Origin of the sequence: Stutzerimonas stutzeri, assembly GCF_038561965.1 — a bacterium.
Taxonomy (GTDB): Bacteria; Pseudomonadota; Gammaproteobacteria; order Pseudomonadales; family Pseudomonadaceae; genus Stutzerimonas; species Stutzerimonas stutzeri_AA.
The window spans coordinates 4,530,269-4,550,743 of sequence record NZ_CP139348.1; the positions used below are offsets into that span (position 1 = coordinate 4,530,269).

Here is a 20,475-nt window from a genome sequence, read left to right on the forward strand (position 1 = left end):
CCAACGATGAACAACAATGACATCGAACGCTACAACCCCTCGCAGCGGACCAATCACTGGATCGTTGCCATCCTCTTCGTCCTCGCCGCGCTGTCCGGCCTGGCGCTGTTCCATCCGGCATTGTTCGGCCTTTCCGGGCTGTTCGGCGGCGGCACCTGGACGCGCATCCTGCATCCCTTCATCGGGGTCGCGATGTTCGTCTTCTTCCTCTGGCTGGCGATCCGCTTCGCCGGACACAACCGCATCGAAGCGCGCGATCGCCAGTGGCTCAGGCAGATCAACGACGTGGTGCACAACCGCGAAGACAAACTGCCGGAAGTCGGTCGCTACAACGCCGGGCAAAAGGTGCTGTTCTGGGTGCTGATCCTCAGCATGCTGGTGTTGCTGCTCAGCGGCATCGTCATCTGGCGCGAGTACTTCAGCAGCTTCTTCGGCATCGTCTCGCTGCGCTGGGCTAGCCTGCTGCACGCGATTGCAGCCTTCGTGATGATCATCAGCATCATCGTGCACATCTATGCCGCCATCTGGATCAAGGGCTCGATGGGTTCGATGGTCTACGGCACGGTCAGTCGTGCCTGGGCGCGCAAGCACCATCCGGCCTGGTACCGGGAGCTCAACGAGCGCAAGTAGGCGTTCCCGCGGTGGCACCGGGATTTCCGCGCACCCGCGCGGGAATCTTCGGCGCCGCGCACCATCGAAAGCCGAGCGACAACCGCGGACGGACTATGCTGTTCGGCATAACCACAAGAAAAGGAGTCCTGCGTGGCAGGCACCATTCTCGAGCCCGGGCAGATCGAAGCCGCTGCCAGCAAACCACCCTTCCTCAACCTGCCGCCACGCGACCTCTTCGCCCTGCGCAGCGAGCGCCTGGCAAAGCTCGCCGACGGCCATCCATTCGCCGACTACCTGCGCCTGCTGGCAGCCGTCTGCCAGGCGCAACAGCAGGTGCTGGACATTCACCTCGCCGAGTTGCCGGTGGATGCCCACCGCACCCGCGAATGCTTCAAGCACGACCTGCCGCCGCTGGCCGCCGATACCTTGGTGCGTGAAGACGGCTGGCTAGCGCTGCTGGATGCCTGGCTGGATGCCTTCGTGGTGCCCGACAACCCCGCAGTAGTCGGCGCGATCGAGCAACTGCGCGAGGCTGACAGCGGCCAGCGCAAAGCCTGGGCCGTGGGGCTCGTCAGCGGCCAGTACGACATCGTGCCGCCGGCGCTGGTGCCCTTTCTCGGCGCTGCGCTGCAGGTCGCCTGGAGCCACTGGCTGCTGCAGCTCGACCTCTCCGACCTGCGCGAGCGCGAAGACCAGACCCTATGCCCTTGCTGCGGTGCGCCGCCCATGGCCGGCATCATCCGCCATCGCGGCCAGCTCAACGGCCTGCGCTACCTGGTCTGCTCGCTGTGTGCCTGCGAGTGGCATTACGTGCGCGTCAAATGCAGCCTCTGCCGCAGCACCAAGAAACTCGACTACCTGCATCTGGAGGGCGCGCCTCAGGGCGTCAAGGCGGAGGTCTGCCCCGAGTGCAACGGCTACCTCAAGCAGCTCTACCTGGAACTGGCGCCGGATGGCGAAAGCCTGTCCGCCGACCTCGCCACCCTGGAGCTGGACCTGCTGCTGGCCGAGCAAGGCTTCCAGCGCCAGGCGCCCAACCTGCTGCTGGCACCGGGGGGCGATGCATGAGCAGCAGCCACCTGCCCTCGGTCGACAAGCTGCTGCGCGACCCGGCCTGCCAACCGCTGCAACAGCGCTACGGTCGCCAGGCATTGCTGAGCACTTTGCGCGACCTGCTCGATGAACTCCGTGAGCCCGCGCGCCATGGCCAGCTGGCTGCACTGGAACTGTCCGATGCGGTGCTCGCCGGGCGCGCCGGCGAACGCCTGGCCAACCAGCACCGCAGCCGCGTGCGCCGCGTGTTCAACCTCACCGGCACGGTGCTGCACACCAACCTTGGCCGCGCGCTGCTGCCGGAGGAAGCCATCGAGGCGATCACCCTGGCCGCGCGTTATCCGCTCAACCTGGAATTCGACCTGGCCACCGGCAAGCGCGGCGATCGCGACGATCTCATCGAAGGGCTGATCCGCGAGCTGACCGGCGCCGAGGCCGTCACCGTGGTCAACAACAACGCCGCCGCCGTGCTGCTGGCGCTGAACAGCCTCGGCGCACGCAAGGAAGGCATCATTTCCCGCGGCGAGCTGATCGAGATCGGCGGTGCCTTTCGCATCCCCGACATCATGGCCCGCGCCGGCGTGAAGCTGCATGAAGTCGGCACCACCAACCGCACCCACGCCAAGGATTACGAAGCGGCGATCAACCCGCGCTCGGGCCTGTTGATGCGCGTGCACACCAGCAACTACAGCGTGCAGGGCTTCACCGCCAGCGTCGCTACCGCCGAACTGGCGCGCATCGCCCATGCCCACGACCTGCCGCTGCTGGAAGACCTCGGCAGCGGCAGCCTGCTCGACCTTTCGCGCTGGGGCCTGCCGAAGGAGCCCACCGTGCAGGAAGCCCTGCGCGACGGCGCCGACATCGTCACCTTCAGCGGCGACAAGCTGCTCGGCGGCCCGCAGGCCGGGTTGATCGTCGGCAGCAAGGCACTGATCCAGAAGATCAAGACGAACCCGCTCAAGCGCGCCCTGCGCGTCGACAAGCTGACCCTTGCCGCGCTGGGAGCGGTGCTCAACCTTTATCGCGACCCCGACCGCCTGGCCGAGCGCCTCACCAGCCTGCGTCTGCTCAGCCGTCCGCAGGCCGAGATCCGCATCCAGGCTGAACGCATCGCCCCGGCGTTTGCCGCCGTGCTGGGTGAAACCTGGAACCTCGCCGTGGCCGACGCCCTCGGCATGATCGGCAGCGGTGCACAACCGGTGGCACGCCTGCCCAGCGCCGCATTGTGCATCCGCCCGCAACAGCCCAAGCGCCTGCGCGGCCGCAGCTTGCGCCAGCTGGAAGAAGCCCTGCGCTGCCTGCCGATTCCCGTGCTCGGGCGCATCGATGACGACGCCCTCTGGCTCGACCTGCGCCAGCTCGACGACGAGCCGGCATTCCTTCAGCAATTACCGCAACTGCAAGAGGAGCTCGCCCGTTGATCGTCGGTACCGCCGGCCATATCGACCATGGCAAGACCGCACTGCTGCAAGCGCTCACCGGGCAACAGGGTGACCGCCGCCGCGAAGAGCGCGAGCGCGGCATCACCATCGACCTTGGCTGCGTCTATGCCGACCTCGGTGAAGGCGCGCTCACCGGCTTTATCGACGTGCCGGGCCATGAGCGTTTCGTGCACAACATGCTGGCCGGCGCCAGCGGCATCGATTGCGTGCTGCTGGTCGTTGCGGCCGATGACGGCGTCATGCCGCAGACCCGCGAGCACCTGGCCATCGTCGAGCTGCTCGGCATCCGCCGCGCACTGGTAGCGCTGACCAAGATCGACCGCGTCGAGCGGGCGCGCATCGCCGAAGCTGAGCAGCAGATCGCCAACCTGCTGGCCGCCGGGCCGCTTGCCGGTTCGCCGATCTTTCCGGCTTCCAGCATCCGCGGCGATGGCATCGACGCCCTGCGCACCGCGCTGATCGACGAAGCCGCCCGCACCGCCGCACGCAGCGACAGCGGTCATTTCCGCCTGGCCATCGACCGCGCCTTCAGCGTGACCGGCGCTGGCGTGGTGGTCACCGGCACCGCCTTTGCCGGGCGCGTGCGAATCGGCGACGAACTGCTCCTCGGCCCCACCGGAAAACGCGTTCGCGTCCGAGGTCTGCATGCGCAGAACCGTGAAGCCGGCGAAGCCCATGCCGGCCAGCGGGTGGCGCTGAATCTTGCCGGCGAGCGTTTGGCCGTCGAGCAGATCCATCGCGGCGACTGGCTACTGCACCCCTTGCTGCATGCACCCACCCAACGCATCGATATCGACTTCCAACTGCTGCCCGGCGAAGCCCACGAACTCAAGCACTGGACGCCGGTGCACGTGCACCTCGGCGCCCAGGACGTCACCGCGCGTATCGCCCTGCTCGAAGATGCGAGCCTGGCCCCGGGCGAACGCGCCTTCGCCCAACTGCTGCTGAACGCACCGAGCCACGCCGTGCATGGCGACCGTATCGTCCTGCGCGATCAGTCCGCCCAGCGCACCCTTGGTGGCGGCCGAGTGCTCGACCCGTACGCACCACCGCGCAATCGCCGCCGCGCCGCACGGCTGGAACAGCTTCGTGCCCTCGACCAGCCGAGTCTGGAGCAGGCATTGCCGCCGCTGCTCGCCAGCGCCACCAACGGCATCGATCCGCAAAGCCTGGAACGCCAATTCAACCGCCCGCGCGAAGGCTGGCAGCTGCCGCAAGGGATACTGGAGATTGGCACCCGACTAGGGCCACGGCTTTTTGATCAGGCCCGCTGGCATGAACTCGAAGCCACCCTGCTCGCCGCCCTGCAGCGTTTTCACGAAGAACAACCCGACGAACTCGGCCCCGACCGCGACCGCCTGCGCCGCTATGCCCTACCGCAGCTGGAACGACCAGTATTCATCGCCCTGCTGGAACAGGCACTGGCCGCCGGCAGCATCGAAACGAGCGGTCCCTGGCTGCACCGCCCCGATCACCGGGTGCGCCTGAGCGATACGGAAGAAGGTTTGAAGGAACGCCTGTGGCCGTTGCTGGAAGCCGGCCAGTTCGACCCGCCCTGGGTCCGCGACCTGGCCCGCGACCTCGGCGTCGACGAAATGCAGATGCGCAACCTGCTCCGCAAGCTCGCCCGCCTCGGCCTGCTGCAACAGGTGGTGAAAGATTTGTTCTACCCCGAGTTCACCATTCGCCAACTCGCGGGGCATGTACTGCAACTGGAAGCACAAAGCGGCGTAATCCGCGCCGCCGCCTTCCGCGACCGCATCCAGCTCGGCCGCAAACGCAGCATCCAACTGCTCGAACACTTCGACCGCATCGGCCTCACCCGCCGCTTCGGCAACGAACGCAAAGTCCGCCAAGACAGCGCCTTGGCGATCCAGTCAGGCCTGGGGTAGGCTGGACGCCGCTTCCTTTCTCCAATCACGACCAGATAAGGAAGGCAATCGCACCCGGTGGTGCGGCCGGGCTTCAAACCCGGTTGGGGACGGCAGCCGTGCCCGGGTGAGTTCGACTCTCACTGCCTTCCGCCAATATCCCGAACGGATGGCTCGGCGCTAGGAAAATAAATCTGTCCCCTTTTCCCAGAGGTCGGACAGACCAGTCCGGCCTACGACGAGGCCAACCGAAACTTGAGCCAACCCAGCGCGGGATAGCAATCACACGGAAAGTAGCTAGGCGATGGTATGCCCGAGCGCAGGGAGCTAAGCGGAAGTGACGTGCTAACGTCTGGTTAAGGGGCCGGCTTTAGCCGGTCCCAGTGAGCGAAGCGAGCGATTTGACTAATTGTTATAGCTAGTTCACCTTCGGTTTTTCTTTTAGCGCGGTCTGAATCAAAACTGGAGTTGCTAGGCCAAGGTGAATTGCCATTAGTGCATTAAGTTTTATACCTATGTACGCATATAGAGCGGCTGTACCGCCGCCTAAAGCAATCATTGCCAAGGTCATAATCCAGTAGAACTTTGATTTTACCCACGATGGCTGTTCGCTAAGCCAGCTATGACGAAGATTGTACAGTGCATATACCTCTGGAAGGACTCCTCCCGCCACACCAAACATGAAGGTTTCAAATATCGTCATCTGAAGCCTCATATTTGTCTTTGCTCATTTTTCTTATCGCCCACCAAGCATCCGCTATTGCGGATTTACGCTTTCTTAGAGCGTAGAGATTTTTTCCTGATTTGGTTCTGATGATTGATGATCTTATTTCGGACTTTGACTCATTAAGAACGCCCATAATGACCGCTTCAGGGAGTTTTGTTTCAACTGCAAGGCCATGAACTGTTCGATAATCCCACTTGTTATTTTTCATTGCCATAAGCACAAGCTCTTTCGGTGGCTTTTTTGCCTTTTTATAGCTTTTTGTTGAGCTCATTGGCGTACTCCTTATGGCTATAACGCTGGCGTAACGGGCCAGTTTGTGGAGCGGCAGCGGAACAAAGCGGTCCCGTTGACGCGCTTGTTAACGATTTACCGCAAACGAACATCAAACATATGCTCGCTTCGTGGCTGAGGTTTATGTATTGAGTATAGGCACGTGTTGCGCGGGCTATCCAACTTTGTCAGGATATGGCTGGCACCAATGCTAGCCAGAACACTCGTCAGCTTCGTCTTGTTATTCGGGAAATTTAAGTGTTCTGTATTGAGAGGCTTTGGCTTAAAATATTGAATCAAACTTGCTTCAAATGTTTCCACAACTTGTGGGAATGTAATTCCATCACATTCCAATTCGCCCGGCTTATAAAGAACCAGGGAGACGCTTCTAAACAAATCTCTATCGTTTAGCTCACCGAGGACAAGCTGTAATTTGTCATGCCCTTCTCCCAGCCTCTCTTGAGCTGTTCGACCATTCTTTGCTGCCATCCCAATATATTCGATCTTTAGAGGCACAGGAGCGTCAAGGTTCGTACCGTAGGCTGTGATAAATGATAGATTGCAATTGAATTTCTGGCTCGCATAGCCATTTAATGGCTCTAATTCGAAGCTATCGTAATCTCTTCCATATTTACATGGCTTCACAGAGCGAATCGGAAGCAAGGGAGAATTGAACTTAATGAGTTGAGCCTGCTTCTTTCCATCTTCAGCCTCGTAGGCTATTTTAGCCTCGAACTTGTCATACCCTGTTTGCCTTACGCTCTCTGGTATAACTTTAAATTTTGTATGCGTGACAATTAAGTATGTATGAAATCCAGTAAAATTACCGTAAAAGAACAACCTATGATCTTCATTAACTTGGTGAACATAGAGATCATCATCTTTTGAGGGGGCCAAATCTAATAGACCGATACTTCTAGGAGGGACGATCGTCCCTGGCCCCGACAGTAAGCACAAAGTCAATTTATTTCCTCATACTATATTTGCGTTAACTATAATTAGACACCAATTGGCGTATAAAACGCCGAACGGGCTTGGCGTATAAAATTCCGTCCGACTCTCTTCCGAGGCCCTAGATCCGGCCTTCTCAGGGAGGCAGGATGTTTATACACCAGCTGCAAGAAGCCTGAAATTGATCCCAATCCATAGATTGCACCGCGCGCGACCTTGAGCACCCTTTGCAGACTTGCCGTGTCGATAAAGTGTCGAAATCAATGCGGTCCAGAGCGGAACAAAGCTAGCCCCTACATGCCGCAGGCCCAGCAAAGCCGAAGACAGCCGACCACTGCAAGCCAAAAAAACGAGTTCGACTCTCACTGCCTTCCGCCATCTGCTCCACGCCTCCGTCCTCCGTCCTCGCACCACCCTGCGACAGCCTGCCCCACTTCGTAATATCAAAAAGCCATCGCGCTATAGGGCGAAGCACGTCACAATCGGCGCTTTTCTTTCCAGGGATAGGAGAGGCTACGTGAGTGATCGGGCCGACGAGCGTCGAGCGTTTCATGCACTGCGGGACCATATTGATTGTCTGCTGGCCGCGGGTGCCTCGCTGATCGGGCGTGATCCGGTGCAGCTGAGTCTGGAGGGGCGGACGCTGACGGTGCGGCACGGGATGCTGGTCAACGAGAACGGCCATCAGGACCTGATCGAGACACTGGCCGAGCTGGAGTGGACGAACAAGCGCACGCGCGACCTGGCCATCGATATCTGCATTCGGCAGCTGGACCATGCGATCAGGGCGAGTTGCGTCACGGTGCGGGGCAGCTCGACGCCCGACAAGTCCTAAGTGCGGGGTGCGGGGTGCGGGGTGCGGCGCAATCGTCAGGATTTGATCGATTGATGTTGGCAGGTGGTGGGCTGAAGCCCACCCTACGTTGCATCGCATGCGATCAGGGCGAGTTGCGACAAGGCTCTCGAGGGTTCGACGCCGGATAAGTCTTGAGCGCGCGGCGCGGGGCAATCCCCAGGCAATCGATTGGTGTCGGCTTGGTGGGCTGAAGCCCGCCCTACGTAGGCGCCGCGCCTATTTCCACTGCAACGCCTGCACATGCGCGTTGGCGGGGTCGAAGTTGTCGAGCCGCATACGTTCGGCGATGGCTGCCGCTGCGGCTTCGCCCAGCGGGAATTGGTCGCGCACGGCGGCCCAGTCTGTGGGCTGCAGGCGGACCATCCAACCCTCTCCGTAACAATCCTGATTGATCAGCGCTGGGCGCTTCAGCAGTGCTTCGTTCACAGCCAATAGCTCACCGGCGACCGGGCTGCGCGCTGACGAGGCAGCCTTGGCGAACTCCACTACACCGAAACTGCGTTCGCGCTCGATGCGCGCGCCGACGCGTTTGGGCGTGAAGGCGAATATCTGGCCGTACAGCGCGCAGCCGTAGGCGGTCAGGCCAATGGTGATGCTGCCGTCCGGTTCTTCACGCAGCCACAGGCTGTGCTCTGGCGCGTAGCGCAGCGAGTCGGGGAATTCCAGGCCGTGTACGTTCATAGGCTCAGCACCCGGTCGTATTCAAGGATCATTTGTGCGAGTTCGCCGCCGCTGGATATCTCGTCCAGCTCGGCGATCAGCATCGCCGGGTCTACCGGTACCCCCGGCTGGCGACACATCAGCAGCCGCGCGCCGGCCTGTTTGGCGTTGCGGATGAAATGCAGCAACGGCTCACCGCCATCTACCGCGCGCAGTGTTTCGGCTGTTTCACGGCGCGCCAGCTGTGCGCCCTCGCCTGTCAGGTAAAGGGTGACCTCTGCATCCATGCAGGCGAGCAATGTGGCGATATGGAACGGCGCGGCGCAGCGCGCCGGGGTGCTGGGGCCGCTGGCGACCAGAATCAGTACGCGTTGTGAACCGTCTTGTTCCATAAATCCTCGCGGATGCCGCTATGTGGGTTTAAGCCGCCAACCGCACGTTCGCCGCTGTTCGGCCCATAGCATGAAACTATCATCACCATAGCCTACAGTTTGAAAACCTTGGTCTAGGATTTTCACGGATGCACTGAGAGGAGATGGAGCATGTTGGCAACATTGCTACCGGCCCTTAAAGAACTCGCGCTGCCGCTGAAGCTTCAACTATGGGACGGCAACGAGATCGACATCGGCCCCGCGCCCAGCGTCACGCTGGTCATCAAAGACCCGAACCTGGTCACTCGGCTAGCGCGCCCGAGTCTGGATATGCTCGGCGCCGCCTACGTCGAAGGGCAGATCGACCTGCTCGGTCCGCTGGACGAAGTCATTCGCATAGGCGATGTGCTCAGCCGGGCGTTGGGCAAGGACCATTTCGCAGCACCCGAGCGCGAGGCACACGACAAGGCTACCGATGCCGAGGCGATTTCCTATCACTATGACCTCTCCAACGACTTTTACCGGCTGTGGCTGGACCGGGAGATGGTCTATTCCTGCGCCTATTTCGAGACCGGCGAGGAGGATATCGACCAGGCGCAGCAGGCCAAGCTACGGCTGATTTGCCGCAAGCTGCGGCTCAAGCCAGGCGAGCGGTTGCTGGATGTGGGCTGCGGCTGGGGTGGGCTGGCGCGTTTTGCGGCGCGGGAATTCGGCGCGCAGGTGTTGGGCATCACCCTGAGCCGAGAGCAGCTGGCACTGGCCCGCGAGCGCGTCGCCGCCGAGGGCTTGCAGGACCAGGTGCGGCTTGAGCTGCTGGATTACCGCGACCTGCCGGCCGATGGCAGCTTCGATAAGGTGGTGAGCGTCGGCATGTTCGAGCATGTCGGCCACGCCAATCTGCCGCTGTATTGCCGGCAGCTGTTCGGCGCGGTTCGCCCGGGCGGGCTGGTGCTCAATCACGGCATTACCTCGCGCCACCTCGATGGCCGGCCGGTGAGCCATGGCGCGGGGGCATTCATCGACCGCTACGTGTTCCCCCACGGTGAGCTGCCGCATCTGGTGAACATCAGCAGTTGCATCAGTGAGACGGGATTGGAAATTGTCGACGTGGAAAGCCTGCGCCTGCACTACGCACGTACGCTGCAGCTGTGGAGCGAACGCCTGGAAACACACATGCGCGAAGCCGAGCAGCTGGTGCCGGAGCGTGCGTTGCGGATCTGGCGGGTATATCTGGCCGGTTGCGCCTATGGCTTTCGCCGCGACTGGATCGATCTGCATCAGATCCTGGCCAGCAAACCACTGCCGGATGGCTCTCACGAGTTGCCCTGGACCCGGGCCGATATCTATCAGTAAGGACGCGAACCCGGCCAGCGCAGGCCGGGTGTTTCGCTAGGTTGATGCCTGGTTGGCGCAGCCGATGCACAGCGGATTGGCCGGGTCGAAATCCAGCCGCCCTGTGGCGATCGCTTCACCGCACTCGGCGCAGTAACCGTAGTCACCTTCCTCGATTCGCTTGAGCACCAGCCGTACCCGCACCAGATCACGTTGCGTCCGGCGCGGCCTGCTGCTGCAGCGCATCCATGCGCGACAGGCGGCCGACGCTGCTCTGATCGAGTCGACGCTCTGCCCCCCCGCGGCCCATCCGTGTAGCGCCCGACGTCCGGCACGACGCCGATGGCTCAGCGCAGCAACAGCAGTGGTGTGCGGGTGGTGCGGATCATGTTGGTGGTGGTGCTACCGACGAAGAACTGGCGAATGCGCGAGTGGCCGTAGGCCCCCATCACCAGCAGATCGATACCGTGCTCGGTCTGATAGGCATGCAGAGTCGGCTCGACCTCACCGGCGCGGATGGCGATTTCCACGGCGAAACCAGCAGCTATCAGCACATCACGGGCGCTTTCCAGCTGGGCATGGTTGTCAGCGGTGTCGGCTGTGACCATCACCAGATGGATCGGCATGCCTTTAAACAGCGGGCTGCCGGCCAGCATTTCCAAGCCCTTGCGGCTGGTGGCGCTGCCGTCGAAAGCCAGCATCACGCTTTGCGGCGCGCTGAAGTCGCCTGGGGCAACCAGAATCGGCCGCTGCATGGTGCGGATGACGTTCTCCAGCTGGCTGCCGATGTGCTGAATGGCATCGCCGCTGTCCTCGCCTTGCCGACCGATGACCAGCAGGCGCGTCTCATCCTGCAGATCACGCAGCGACTCCACCAGATCACCGTGGCGCTGGCGGCACTCGAGCTGAGCGACACCGGCGGAAGTGGCGCGTTGACGCGCGGCATCGAGCATCATGCGGCCCTCTTCGAGCGCCAGCTTGGCGCGCTTCTCATCCAGCGTGGCGAGTTCCTGCAGGAGAAACTCGCGACTGCCCAGGCCGATGATGCCGCTCAGATCACCCGACGCCGGGTACTGCTGACGGTCCAGCACATGCAGCAGCGTCAGGGGCGCGTCCAGGCGCTTGCTGGCCCAGGCCGAATAGTCGCAAACCGCCGCGGCCTGCGGTGATCCGTCGATACAAGCCATTACGTGGGTCATTGTTGTTCTCCTGATCAGTGGCTCATGAGCTTGTCGATGGCCTCGGGTTTGTCATGCACACCGAAGCGGTCGACGATGGTGGCGCTGGCTTCGTTCAGACCCAGCACTTCGACCTCGGTGCCTTCGCGGCGGAACTTGATGACCACCTTGTCCAGCGCCGCCACGGCGGTGATGTCCCAGAAATGTGCACGGGACAGGTCGATGGTGACCTTGCCGAGGGCTTCCTTGAAGTCGAACGCACCGGTGAATTTGTCCGATGAGCTGAAGAATACCTGCCCGACCACCTTGTAGGTGCGCTGATTGCCGGCGGCATCCAGCTCCGAACCGATGTGCAGGTAGTGGCCAATCTTGTTGGCGAAGAACATCGCCGCCAACAACACGCCTGCCAGAACACCGTAGGCCAGGTTGTGGGTGAAGACCACCACCACCACGGTGACGACCATGACGATGTTGGTGGAAAGCGGATAGCGTTTGAGGTTGCGCACCGAATCCCAGCTGAAGGTGCCGATGGACACCATGATCATTACCGCGACCAACGCGGCCATGGGGATCTGCCCGACCCAATCGCTGAGGAACACCACCATCAGCAACAGCACGACGCCGGCGATCAGGGTCGACAGGCGGGTGCGGCCGCCGGATTTCACGTTGATCACCGACTGGCCGATCATCGCGCAACCGGCCATGCCACCAAACAGGCCGGAGACGATGTTGGAAATGCCCTGCCCCTTGCACTCGCGGTTCTTGTCGCTGCCGGTATCGGTCAGGTCGTCGACGATGGTCGCGGTCATCAGCGACTCCAGCAGGCCGACCACGGCCAGCGCGGCGGAATACGGGAGGATGATTGCCAGGGTTTCGAAGGTCAGCGGCACTTCCGGCCAGAGGAAGACCGGCAGGGTGTCGGGCAGGTCGCCCATGTCGGCCACGGTGCGGATATCCAGACCGAGGTACATTGCAATGCCGGTCAGCACCAGGATGCACACCAGCGGCGAGGGTATGACCTTGCCGATCTTCGGCACGTAGGGGAACAGGTAGATGATGCCGAGGCCCGCAGCGGTCATCGCGTAGACGTGCCAAGTGACGTCCGTCAGCTCCGGCAGCTGGGCCATGAAGATGAGGATGGCCAGCGCATTGACGAAGCCGGTGACCACCGAGCGCGAGACGAAGCGCATCAGCGAGCCGAGGCGCAGGTAGCCGGCGCCGATCTGCAGCACACCACAGAGCAGCGTCGCCGCCAGCAGGTATTGCAGTCCGTGCTCGCGCACCAGCGTCACCATCAGCAGCGCCATGGCGCCGGTAGCGGCGGAGATCATCCCCGGCCGGCCGCCGGTGAAGGCGATCACCACGGCGATACAGAACGAGGCATACAAGCCGACCCGCGGATCAACCCCGGCGATGATGGAAAAGGCGATGGCTTCGGGAATCAGCGCCAGGGCGACAACGAGGCCGGACAGTACGTCGCCACGGACGTTGGAGAACCAGTTTTGTTTGATCGATTGCAGCATCGGGCTATCCAGAGCAAAAGCACCACCATGCAGACCACGAGCGGCCGGCAGGGATACAAGGCTAGTTTTTTAGTTTGAGTGATTCAGCTGTCGGTGGGCGAACGCACGGGCAGCAGCGTACGACCGCCCCATGACAGGCAGTCGCAAAGTGAAGCGAGGGGGCGGAGCGCTATGGCGGACTAGGCAGCCAGGTCATGGGCATTACGAGCTCTTTTCTGAGGGACTCGCCGGGCGAGTCGCATTCGGGGGGCGACATTCTAGTTGCATGCCCCCCGTTTTACGACCGCCAATCTAGGTCCAGAGATCATCGAGATTGCTGAAGCCCCAGGCGGCGGGGTCTTCGCGGCCGACGATACGGTCGTTGCACTGTGGATTGGACAGGTCCAGGTCCTGCGGTGGGATCGTTGCGCGCGAGCGGGTGGAGTAGAACAACTTCAAGCGTGGCGCCGTCAGCTGTTGTGCGTTGTGCTCGATGACGACGCCGAGCCGCCCCGATTGCAGGCGCACCAGCGAGCCCAGCGGGTAAATGCCCACCGTGCGCACGAAGGCGTGCAGTATCTGGGTATCGAAGTGCCCATTCCATTGCGCCATGCGCGCCAGCGACCCCGAGGCATCCCAGGCCGTCTTGTACGGGCGATCCGAGGTGATGGCGTCATAAACGTCGCAGATCGCTCCCATGCGTGCCAGCTGGCTGATCTGCTCGCCCGCCAGGCCATAGGGATAACCGGTCCCGTCCATCTTTTCGTGGTGATGCAGGCAAACATCCAGCACTGCGTCGGAAAACGCCGTGCTGGCACCGAGCAGCATGGCGTGGCCACGTTCGGGATGGCTGCGCATGACCGCGAATTCGCCGTCGCTGAGCTTGCCCGGTTTGTTCAGCACATCCAGCGGCATCGCCATCTTGCCGATGTCGTGCAGCAGCCCGGCCATGCCCGCTTCCTGCACCGCGTGCTCACTCAACCCCAGCTGGCGGCCCAGCGCGACCATCAGCGCGCAAACGGCCACGGAATGCATATAGGTGTATTCGTCTTTGGTCTTCAGCCGCGCCAGGCTCAGCAGTGCCGAGCTGTTGCGCGCCAGCGACGCGGAGATCTGCTCCACCAGCGGCAGGCACTGCTGCGGGTCGACGGCTTTGCCCAGACGCGCCTCATTGAACAGCGAAGTCACCTGTTGCTTGGAGCGCTTGAGCAGCTGCGTGGCGCGCTGCAGCTCGTCCTGCACACTGCACTGCTGCTGCGCCTGGGGTGGCGCAACCGGACGAACCACCGCGGCAAGTGCTTCGGCGAGCAACGGCGGGGCCTCGGCAGTTGGTGGTGTCGCCGTTTCGACGTCGACGCCTTTGCCTACGTCGATCCATACCGCGGTAATGCCGCTGCCGCGCAACGCCTGCAGATCGGCCGGGTCGGTCAGCAGGAACTTGCTGCGCCAGAATGAGTGATCGAACCAGCTGCCATCCAGCGCATGGACGTACATCCCGAAGCGGAGTTGGCTGACAAGGATTTTTCTAAGCAAAGCGGACCTCGACTGATGGAGCGAGCTGGCCGTTCCGTGCAAGCGATCCCTGCTAGAGCTGATACGAACTTTCGTAGCACACCCATGATGCCCTTTGGCCAGCGCGGCGTCATATAGCACTTTGTAACCGTACGCATGGCGATCCTGCCGGCCCGGTGCGCTTTCGCTTACCATCGTCGCGTCCCGTCGCGAGCGCTGTCATGTCTGCACTGTCCAATCGTTTGCGTGTAACCCTGATCGTCGCGCTGATTCTCGCCGGCCTGCTCCTGAGCATGTACTGGGCCGGACGGCTGGCCGAACAGCGCGCCTGGGCCGAGCGCAGTCAGGAATCCCAGGGTCAGCTGGAGCTCTATGCCCAGGCGATCCATACCCAGGTCGAGCGCTTCCGCTCGGTGCCGGCGCTGCTGGCACTGGACAGCGACATCCAGGCTTTACTCGCCGAGCCGACCAACCGCGGCCTGCGCCGGGAGCTCAACCAGCGCCTGGAACAGCAGAATCACGCCGCGGGGTCGTCGGTGCTGTACCTGCTCGACCGCAACGGCGAAACCATCGCCGCCAGCAACTGGCGCGACTGGAGCAGCTTCGTCGGCAACAACTATGCCTTCCGCCCCTACTTTCGTGATGCGGTGAGCCACGACAGCGGTCGCTATTTCGCAGTCGGCGTCACCACCGGCATTCCCGGTTACTTCCTCTCCAGCTCGGTGAAGAATGCGGCCGGCGAAGTGCTCGGCGTGCTGGTGGTCAAGCTGGAGCTGGAAGACATGCAGCGCGACTGGGTTGGCCAGCCGGGCATCCTGCTGATCGCCGATTCGCTGGATATCGTCATCCTCACCAACCGCCCGGCCTGGCGCTTCCGCTACCTGCGTCCGCTCAGCGATGAGGTGCGCAGCCGCCTGGTCGACGCCCGACGCTACGCCGAACAAACCCTGCAGCCGCTGCAGAGCAGCCGTGTGCAGCAACTCGCCGAGGGCAGCGAGCGGCGCCTGGTAGACGGCCCGGATGGTCGCCGCGAGTACCTCTGGCAGCGGCTGGCGCTGCCGGAAGACGACTGGACCTTGCACCTGCTGCACGACCCGCAGATGGTGGTCGCCAGTGTGCGCAGCTATCGCCTCGCCGCAGCGGGTGTATGGATGACGCTGGCCTTTCTGCTGCTTTACCTGGCGCAGCGACGCAAGACGCGGCGCGTGGAGATGCGCAGCCGCAGCGAGCTGGAGCGACTGGTACACGAGCGCACCCGCGAACTGCACACCGCCCAGGACGAACTGGTGCATGCCGCGCGCATGGCCGCTCTGGGGCAGATGTCCGCTGCCCTCGCCCACGAGATCAACCAACCGCTGACCGCATTACGCATGCAGCTGGCCAGCCTGCGCCTGTTGCTCGACAGTGGCCGTGATGGCGAGGTGCGCGAAGGCCTCGGCCATGTCGAAGGCCTGCTCGAACGCATGGCGGCGCTGACCGGGCATCTGAAGACCTTTGCCCGCAAGAGCCCGGCCGGGCTGCGCCAGCGCCTGAGCCTGGCCGAGGTGCTGGAACAGGCACTGCAATTGCTCTCGCCGCGCATTCGCAGCGAGCAGGTCGAGGTGTTCCGCCAGGTGCCGACCGAGGCCATGGTCAGTGGCGATGCCATTCGCCTTGAGCAGGTGCTGATCAACCTGCTGCACAACGCGCTGGATGCCATGGCCGAACGCCCGCAGCGACGCCTGCGCATCCTCTGCCAACTTACAGGTGACAGCTGGCAACTCAGTGTCGGCGATAACGGCGGCGGTATCGCCAGCGAGCATCTGGACCAGGTGTTCGAGCCCTTCTTTACCACCAAGCCGGTCGGGCAGGGGCTGGGCCTCGGGTTGGCGGTGTCCTACGGCATCGTGCGTGACATGGGTGGAGTTCTAGACGTGTGCAACGACGAGCAGGGCGCGGTGTTCACCCTTACGCTGCCGGCTGCCGAAGGGCATCTTTAAAAACTATTCGCGTGGTTATTGCCGAGTTAGAAACAGGCTTAGGTGCAAGTCCCAACTTGGGGCGCTCAACTCGGCGCTCCCGGCTAGCGGTACTGGCTAGGCACCTCCAAGAAAATACTCATTTACCGCTCGTAGAGTCGAGCGCAACTCCGAGCGTTTTCCACCCGTTGCTTCCGGGCTGCCGCTGATATCGGCTGACTGATTTTTACAGGCGCCCCGAAGCGCCAACCGCCGAGTAAACTGCGGCGACGCGACCGCGAGGAAACAGGTAATGAGCGGGCAGGTAATCTTCATCGATGACGAGGCGGCGATCCGCCAGGCCGTGCAACAGTGGCTGGAGCTGTCCGGCTTTAAGGTGCGCACCTTTTCCCGCGCTCGCGAAGCGCTGACGGCACTGGATCGCGACTTTCCCGGCGTGCTGATCAGCGATGTGCGCATGCCCGACCTCGACGGCCTCGGCCTGCTCGAACAGCTGGTGGAGCTGGACGCCGACCTGCCGGTGATCATGGTCACCGGCCATGGCGACGTGCCCATGGCGGTGCAGGCGCTGCGCCAGGGCGCCTACGACTTCATCGAAAAACCCTTCACCCCCGAGCGCCTGCTCGACAGTGTGCGCCGCGCCATGGACAAGCGCCGGCTGGTCTGCGAGAACCGTCAGCTGCGCGAGCAGTTCGCCCGCAAAGGACGCATCGAGTCGCAGCTGCTCGGCGTCTCCCGCGCCATGGACAATCTACGCCGGCAGGTGCTGGAACTGGCCGGCACCGACGTCAACGTGCTGATCCGCGGCGAGACCGGCAGCGGCAAAGAGCAGGTCGCGCGTTGCCTGCACGACTTTAGCCCGCGTTCCGCCGGGCCCTTCGTGGCGCTGAACTGCGCGGCGATCCCGGAAACCATCTTCGAGAGCGAGCTGTTTGGCCATGAGAGCGGCGCCTTCACCGGCGCCCAGGGCAAGCGCATCGGGCGCATCGAACACGCCGCCGGCGGCACGCTGTTCCTCGATGAGATCGAGAGCATGCCGCTGGCCCAGCAGGTCAAGCTGCTGCGCGTGTTGCAGGAAAAGACCCTGGAACGGCTGGGCTCGAACCGCAGTATCGAAGTCGACCTGCGGGTAATCAGCGCGGCCAAGCCGGACCTGCTGGAAGAAGTGCGTGGCGGACGCTTCCGCGAGGACTTGCTGTACCGGCTGAACGTCGCCGAGCTGCACATCCCGCCGCTACGCGAACGCCGCGAAGACATTCCGCTACTGTTCGAACACTTTTCCAGCCAGGCCGCCCAGCGCCACGGACGCGCCGCGCCACCGATGACGCCGGGCGAGCTGACGCAACTGCTCGCCCACGACTGGCCGGGCAACGTGCGCGAACTGATCAACGCCGCCGAACGCCATGCACTTGGCCTGACGCCACCCACTGCCAACAATCCATCCAACACAGCCGGCAGCTCCCTGGCTGACCAAATGGAAGCCTTCGAAGCACAATGCCTGCACAGCGCGCTGCAGCAGTGCAAAGGCAACATCACCGAGGTCATGACCCAGCTGCAGCTGCCCCGCCGCACCCTCAACGAGAAAATGCAGCGCCACGGGCTGAGCCGCAGTGATTATTTGCCGGCCGGTAGTGGCGACACCTGATCACAGCGTCGCTCGCACCGCTTCACTGCCAGCCCCCACCGTAGCTCGCCGCCATCTTGTAGGGTGGGCTTTAGCCCACCAACACCCGGTGACGCGGCACGACGAAGCGCCAACAAGCACGCTGCCGAAGCGCAATTGGTGGGCTGAAGCCCACCCTACGTGCTGACACGTGGGAGCACTGCGGCGGGAGCGTGGAACTGTTGAATCAACTGTCCAGCTCATCCAGCTGGCGCTGTAGAAAACGCCGTTCCGGCTCCAGCCGAACCAGATGCAGCGCTCTGTCATAAGCCTCCCGCGCTTCATCTTTACGTGCCAGCCGGCTCAGCAGATCGGCTCGGGTGGCATGGCTGAGGTGATAGTCCCGCAGATCACCACGCTCCAGCAGTTTATCCACCAGCAACAGACCCGCCTCGGGACCATCACGCATGGCCACGGCCACCGCGCGGTTCAGCTCCACCACCGGCGACGGGCTCAACTGCAGCAGCACATCGTAAAGCCGGACGATCTGCGCCCAGTCGGTCGCCTCAGCACTCGGCGCCTCGGCATGCACAGCGACGATGGCCGCCTGCAGCGCGTAGGGCCCAAATGCACGGCGGGTCAGCGCCAGCTGCACCAACTGCACCCCTTCGGCGATCTGCTGCCGGTTCCAGCGGCTGCGATCCTGTTCGTCGAGTCGAACCAGTTCACCGGCATCATCGGTACGCGCGGCGCGGCGGGAGTCGTGCAACAGCATCAGCGCCAGCAGACCCATCGCTTCGGCGTTGGGCAGCAGCTCGAGCAACAATCGACCCAGCCGGATCGCCTCGGCGCATAAGTCGGCGCGGGTCAGCTCGGCGCCAGCCGACGCGGTGTAGCCCTCGTTGAACACCAGGTAAACCACCCGCAGCACGCTCTCCAGACGCGCCGGCAGCTCATCGCGTTCCGGCACCCGATAGGGCAGCTGGGCATCACGGATCTTCGCCTTGGCGCGCACGATGCGCTGGGCGATGGTGGCTGGCGGAGCAAGAAATGCGCGGGCGATTTCCTCGGTGGTCAGGTCACAGACCTCGCGCAGCGTCAGCGCAACACGGGCATCGGCCGGCAATGCCGGGTGGCAGCAGGTGAAGATCAGCCGCAGACGATCATCTTCCATCTCGTCGACCTCCACCGTCTGCGCCGCGTCTTCCAGCTGTTCAGCCAGCAGCCGCAACGAGGCATCGAAGCGCGCACCGCGGCGCAGGGCGTCGATAGCCTTGAAGCGGCCAGCGGAAACCAGCCAGGCGCGCGGGTTGTCCGGAACACCATCGCGCGGCCACTGCTGCAAGGCCGCGGCGAAGGCATCGTGCAAGGCTTCTTCGGCGCGATCGAAGTCGCCCAGCAGACGGATCAGCGTGGCCAGCACGCGCCGCGATTCGCTGCGGTAGACCGCCTCGACCCGCGCCACCATTAATGCCCCGGTCAGCGGCATGTTCAGCGCTGCGGCAGCTGGCGCAACGGCCGGACCTCGACGCAGCCGAGGCTGGCCGGCGGAATCTTCGCCGCGATGGCTTCGGCCTCTGCTTGGTCAGCCGCCTCGATCAGGTAGAAGCCCGCCAGCTGCTCGCGGGTTTCGGCGAAGGGGCCGTCGACCACCGAGGTGACGCCGTCCCGCACGCGCACCGTGCGCGCGGTACGCACCGACTGCAACGGTTCGCCAGCAAGCATATGGCCGCTGGCGCGCAGCTCCTCGGCGCAACTCAAACAACGCGCGACCAGCGCATGCCACTGCTCATCGGTCATCGCATCCACACGCTGCTCGTCGTAATAGATCAGGCACAGGTAGTTCATGGCGGGGCTTCGTCTGCCGGCAACGCAGCAAAGCTAGCACCCGGTGGCGAAGCGCGCCTGATCGAGCGACGAAGTTCGCAGGCCAGTCTCAGCCCGCCTGCTGGTGCGCAGGCGACGGTGCCTGATCCATGCACACCTGGCCGGTCTGCATGTCGAACGGCATCGAGAAATGCTCATGGATGACCTTCCACTCGCCGTCACGTCGAGCCCAGACACGTGTGCCCCGCATCCAGGCGGTCTGCATCTCGCCTTCGGCGTTGGGCCCGCCGCAATGGGTAAGCATGCGGCTGCAGGCCATGTCACCGCTGACATCCACGTGCAGCTCGTGGGTCTCGAAAAAACCTTCGCCCTGGCAAAATTCGAAGCAGCGCTGCCAATGCTCGCGGTAGGCGCTTACGCCTTTGAATTGCAGCACGCCGACTGCATCGAACGCGACCACGTCCTGCGCGTACTGCGCCATGATCCGGTCGAGATCCTTGGCCACGGTGGCCTGCTCGAAGGTTTCGTGTAGTTGCCGAATGGTGATTTCGTTCTCGCGGGTTTCGGTATTCATGTCCGTCTCCTGTCATCTGATTGAACGGGGTTCACCAGCTAGTCGTCTGGCACATCCCTGAATCGACAAATCAGAAGGTTTTTTTGCAGATGATCGGAACGCGACGGGCCGCGGGCCAGACAGCCTGAACGGTAGGCGCGCCACTGCGCCGCGGTACCGCCAGACGAAATACGGTT

20 protein-coding genes and 1 tRNA gene are annotated in these 20,475 nt (G+C 62.9%); 9 read left to right on the forward strand and 12 right to left on the reverse strand.

Features of this window, described 5'->3' with window-relative positions:
• The first annotated feature begins 6 nt into the window (after positions 1-6).
• The 5 genes from SM130_RS20920 to SM130_RS20940 all read left to right on the forward strand — a co-directional run bounded on the left by SM130_RS20920 (position 7) and on the right by SM130_RS20940 (position 5,134).
• Positions 7-630, forward strand: coding sequence for a formate dehydrogenase subunit gamma (locus SM130_RS20920; protein WP_102826637.1), 624 nt, complete (start codon positions 7-9; stop codon positions 628-630).
• A gap of 132 nt (positions 631-762) precedes the next feature.
• Positions 763-1,680 (forward strand): formate dehydrogenase accessory protein FdhE, encoded by a 918-nt coding sequence (gene fdhE / locus SM130_RS20925; protein ID WP_102826636.1) that lies wholly within the window; start codon positions 763-765, stop codon positions 1,678-1,680.
• A complete protein-coding gene (selA, locus tag SM130_RS20930) occupies positions 1,677-3,086 on the forward strand; it encodes an L-seryl-tRNA(Sec) selenium transferase (RefSeq protein ID WP_102826635.1) in 1,410 nt (469 codons plus the stop codon). Before fdhE ends, selA begins: the two co-directional genes overlap by 4 nt.
• The gene (gene selB / locus SM130_RS20935; protein ID WP_102826634.1) at positions 3,083-4,999 is read left to right on the forward strand and encodes a selenocysteine-specific translation elongation factor; all 1,917 of its coding nucleotides are present in this window, start codon (positions 3,083-3,085) and stop codon (positions 4,997-4,999) included. The genes selA and selB overlap by 4 nt, the downstream gene beginning before the upstream one ends.
• A gap of 39 nt (positions 5,000-5,038) precedes the next feature.
• Positions 5,039-5,134: transfer RNA gene (locus tag SM130_RS20940), tRNA-Sec, on the forward strand.
• Positions 5,135-5,396: 262 nt separating this feature from the next.
• Here the strand turns inward: SM130_RS20940 and SM130_RS20945 are convergent.
• The 3 genes from SM130_RS20945 to SM130_RS20955 form a co-directional block, all read right to left on the reverse strand.
• On the reverse strand, positions 5,397-5,681 hold the full coding sequence (locus SM130_RS20945; protein WP_146029758.1) for a hypothetical protein: 285 nt from the start codon (positions 5,679-5,681) through the stop codon (positions 5,397-5,399).
• A complete protein-coding gene (locus tag SM130_RS20950; protein WP_146029757.1) occupies positions 5,668-5,976 on the reverse strand; it encodes a hypothetical protein in 309 nt (102 codons plus the stop codon). The genes SM130_RS20945 and SM130_RS20950 overlap by 14 nt, the downstream gene beginning before the upstream one ends.
• A 95-nt stretch (positions 5,977-6,071) precedes the next feature.
• Complete coding sequence (locus SM130_RS20955) at positions 6,072-6,872, reverse strand: hypothetical protein (protein WP_146029756.1); 801 nt, start codon at positions 6,870-6,872, stop codon at positions 6,072-6,074.
• Between the two features lie 571 nt (positions 6,873-7,443).
• Here SM130_RS20955 and SM130_RS20960 point away from each other — a divergent pair.
• Positions 7,444-7,761, forward strand: coding sequence for a hypothetical protein (locus SM130_RS20960; RefSeq protein ID WP_102826632.1), 318 nt, complete (start codon positions 7,444-7,446; stop codon positions 7,759-7,761).
• A gap of 237 nt (positions 7,762-7,998) precedes the next feature.
• Here the strand turns inward: SM130_RS20960 and SM130_RS20965 are convergent, their stop codons facing one another.
• Both SM130_RS20965 and SM130_RS20970 read right to left on the reverse strand, forming a co-directional pair.
• Positions 7,999-8,463, reverse strand: coding sequence for a glycine cleavage system protein H (locus SM130_RS20965; RefSeq protein WP_102826631.1), 465 nt, complete (start codon positions 8,461-8,463; stop codon positions 7,999-8,001).
• Positions 8,460-8,834, reverse strand: a complete 375-nt coding sequence (locus SM130_RS20970; protein WP_102826630.1) for a DsrE family protein — start codon at positions 8,832-8,834, stop codon at positions 8,460-8,462. The genes SM130_RS20965 and SM130_RS20970 overlap by 4 nt, the downstream gene beginning before the upstream one ends.
• Positions 8,835-8,984: 150 nt before the next feature.
• On the opposite strand from SM130_RS20970, the gene cfaB reads away from it, so the two are divergent.
• Positions 8,985-10,166, forward strand: a complete 1,182-nt coding sequence (gene cfaB, locus SM130_RS20975) for a C17 cyclopropane fatty acid synthase CfaB (RefSeq protein WP_102826629.1) — start codon at positions 8,985-8,987, stop codon at positions 10,164-10,166.
• 36 nt (positions 10,167-10,202) lie between these two features.
• Here cfaB and SM130_RS20980 read toward each other — a convergent pair whose 3' ends face one another.
• From SM130_RS20980 to SM130_RS20995, 4 genes are all read right to left on the reverse strand, one after another.
• A complete protein-coding gene (locus SM130_RS20980; RefSeq protein WP_425473494.1) occupies positions 10,203-10,391 on the reverse strand; it encodes a TraR/DksA family transcriptional regulator in 189 nt (62 codons plus the stop codon).
• 101 nt (positions 10,392-10,492) lie between these two features.
• A complete protein-coding gene (locus SM130_RS20985; RefSeq protein ID WP_102826628.1) occupies positions 10,493-11,344 on the reverse strand; it encodes a universal stress protein in 852 nt (283 codons plus the stop codon).
• Positions 11,345-11,358: 14 nt separating this feature from the next.
• On the reverse strand, positions 11,359-12,846 hold the full coding sequence (locus SM130_RS20990; RefSeq protein WP_102826627.1) for a SulP family inorganic anion transporter: 1,488 nt from the start codon (positions 12,844-12,846) through the stop codon (positions 11,359-11,361).
• A 291-nt stretch (positions 12,847-13,137) separates the two neighbouring features.
• Positions 13,138-14,358 carry an HD-GYP domain-containing protein gene (locus tag SM130_RS20995; RefSeq protein WP_102826626.1) on the reverse strand — a complete coding sequence of 407 codons (1,221 nt, stop codon included), beginning with the start codon at positions 14,356-14,358 and terminating at the stop codon, positions 13,138-13,140.
• Between the two features lie 200 nt (positions 14,359-14,558).
• On the opposite strand from SM130_RS20995, the gene SM130_RS21000 reads away from it, so the two are divergent.
• Positions 14,559-16,316, forward strand: coding sequence for a sensor histidine kinase (locus SM130_RS21000; RefSeq protein ID WP_102826625.1), 1,758 nt, complete (start codon positions 14,559-14,561; stop codon positions 16,314-16,316).
• A gap of 271 nt (positions 16,317-16,587) precedes the next feature.
• Positions 16,588-17,940, forward strand: coding sequence for a sigma-54-dependent transcriptional regulator (locus tag SM130_RS21005; RefSeq protein WP_102826624.1), 1,353 nt, complete (start codon positions 16,588-16,590; stop codon positions 17,938-17,940).
• 205 nt (positions 17,941-18,145) lie between these two features.
• Here the strand turns inward: SM130_RS21005 and SM130_RS21010 are convergent, their stop codons facing one another.
• From SM130_RS21010 to SM130_RS21020, 3 genes are all read right to left on the reverse strand, one after another.
• Positions 18,146-19,387: an RNA polymerase sigma factor gene (locus tag SM130_RS21010; RefSeq protein ID WP_102826623.1), complete on the reverse strand. Its 1,242-nt coding sequence runs from the start codon at positions 19,385-19,387 to the stop codon at positions 18,146-18,148.
• Between the two features lie 2 nt (positions 19,388-19,389).
• Positions 19,390-19,746, reverse strand: coding sequence for a YciI family protein (locus SM130_RS21015; RefSeq protein WP_102826622.1), 357 nt, complete (start codon positions 19,744-19,746; stop codon positions 19,390-19,392).
• A gap of 88 nt (positions 19,747-19,834) precedes the next feature.
• Positions 19,835-20,299 carry a YybH family protein gene (locus tag SM130_RS21020; RefSeq protein ID WP_102826621.1) on the reverse strand — a complete coding sequence of 155 codons (465 nt, stop codon included), beginning with the start codon at positions 20,297-20,299 and terminating at the stop codon, positions 19,835-19,837.
• Positions 20,300-20,475: the final 176 nt, after the last annotated feature.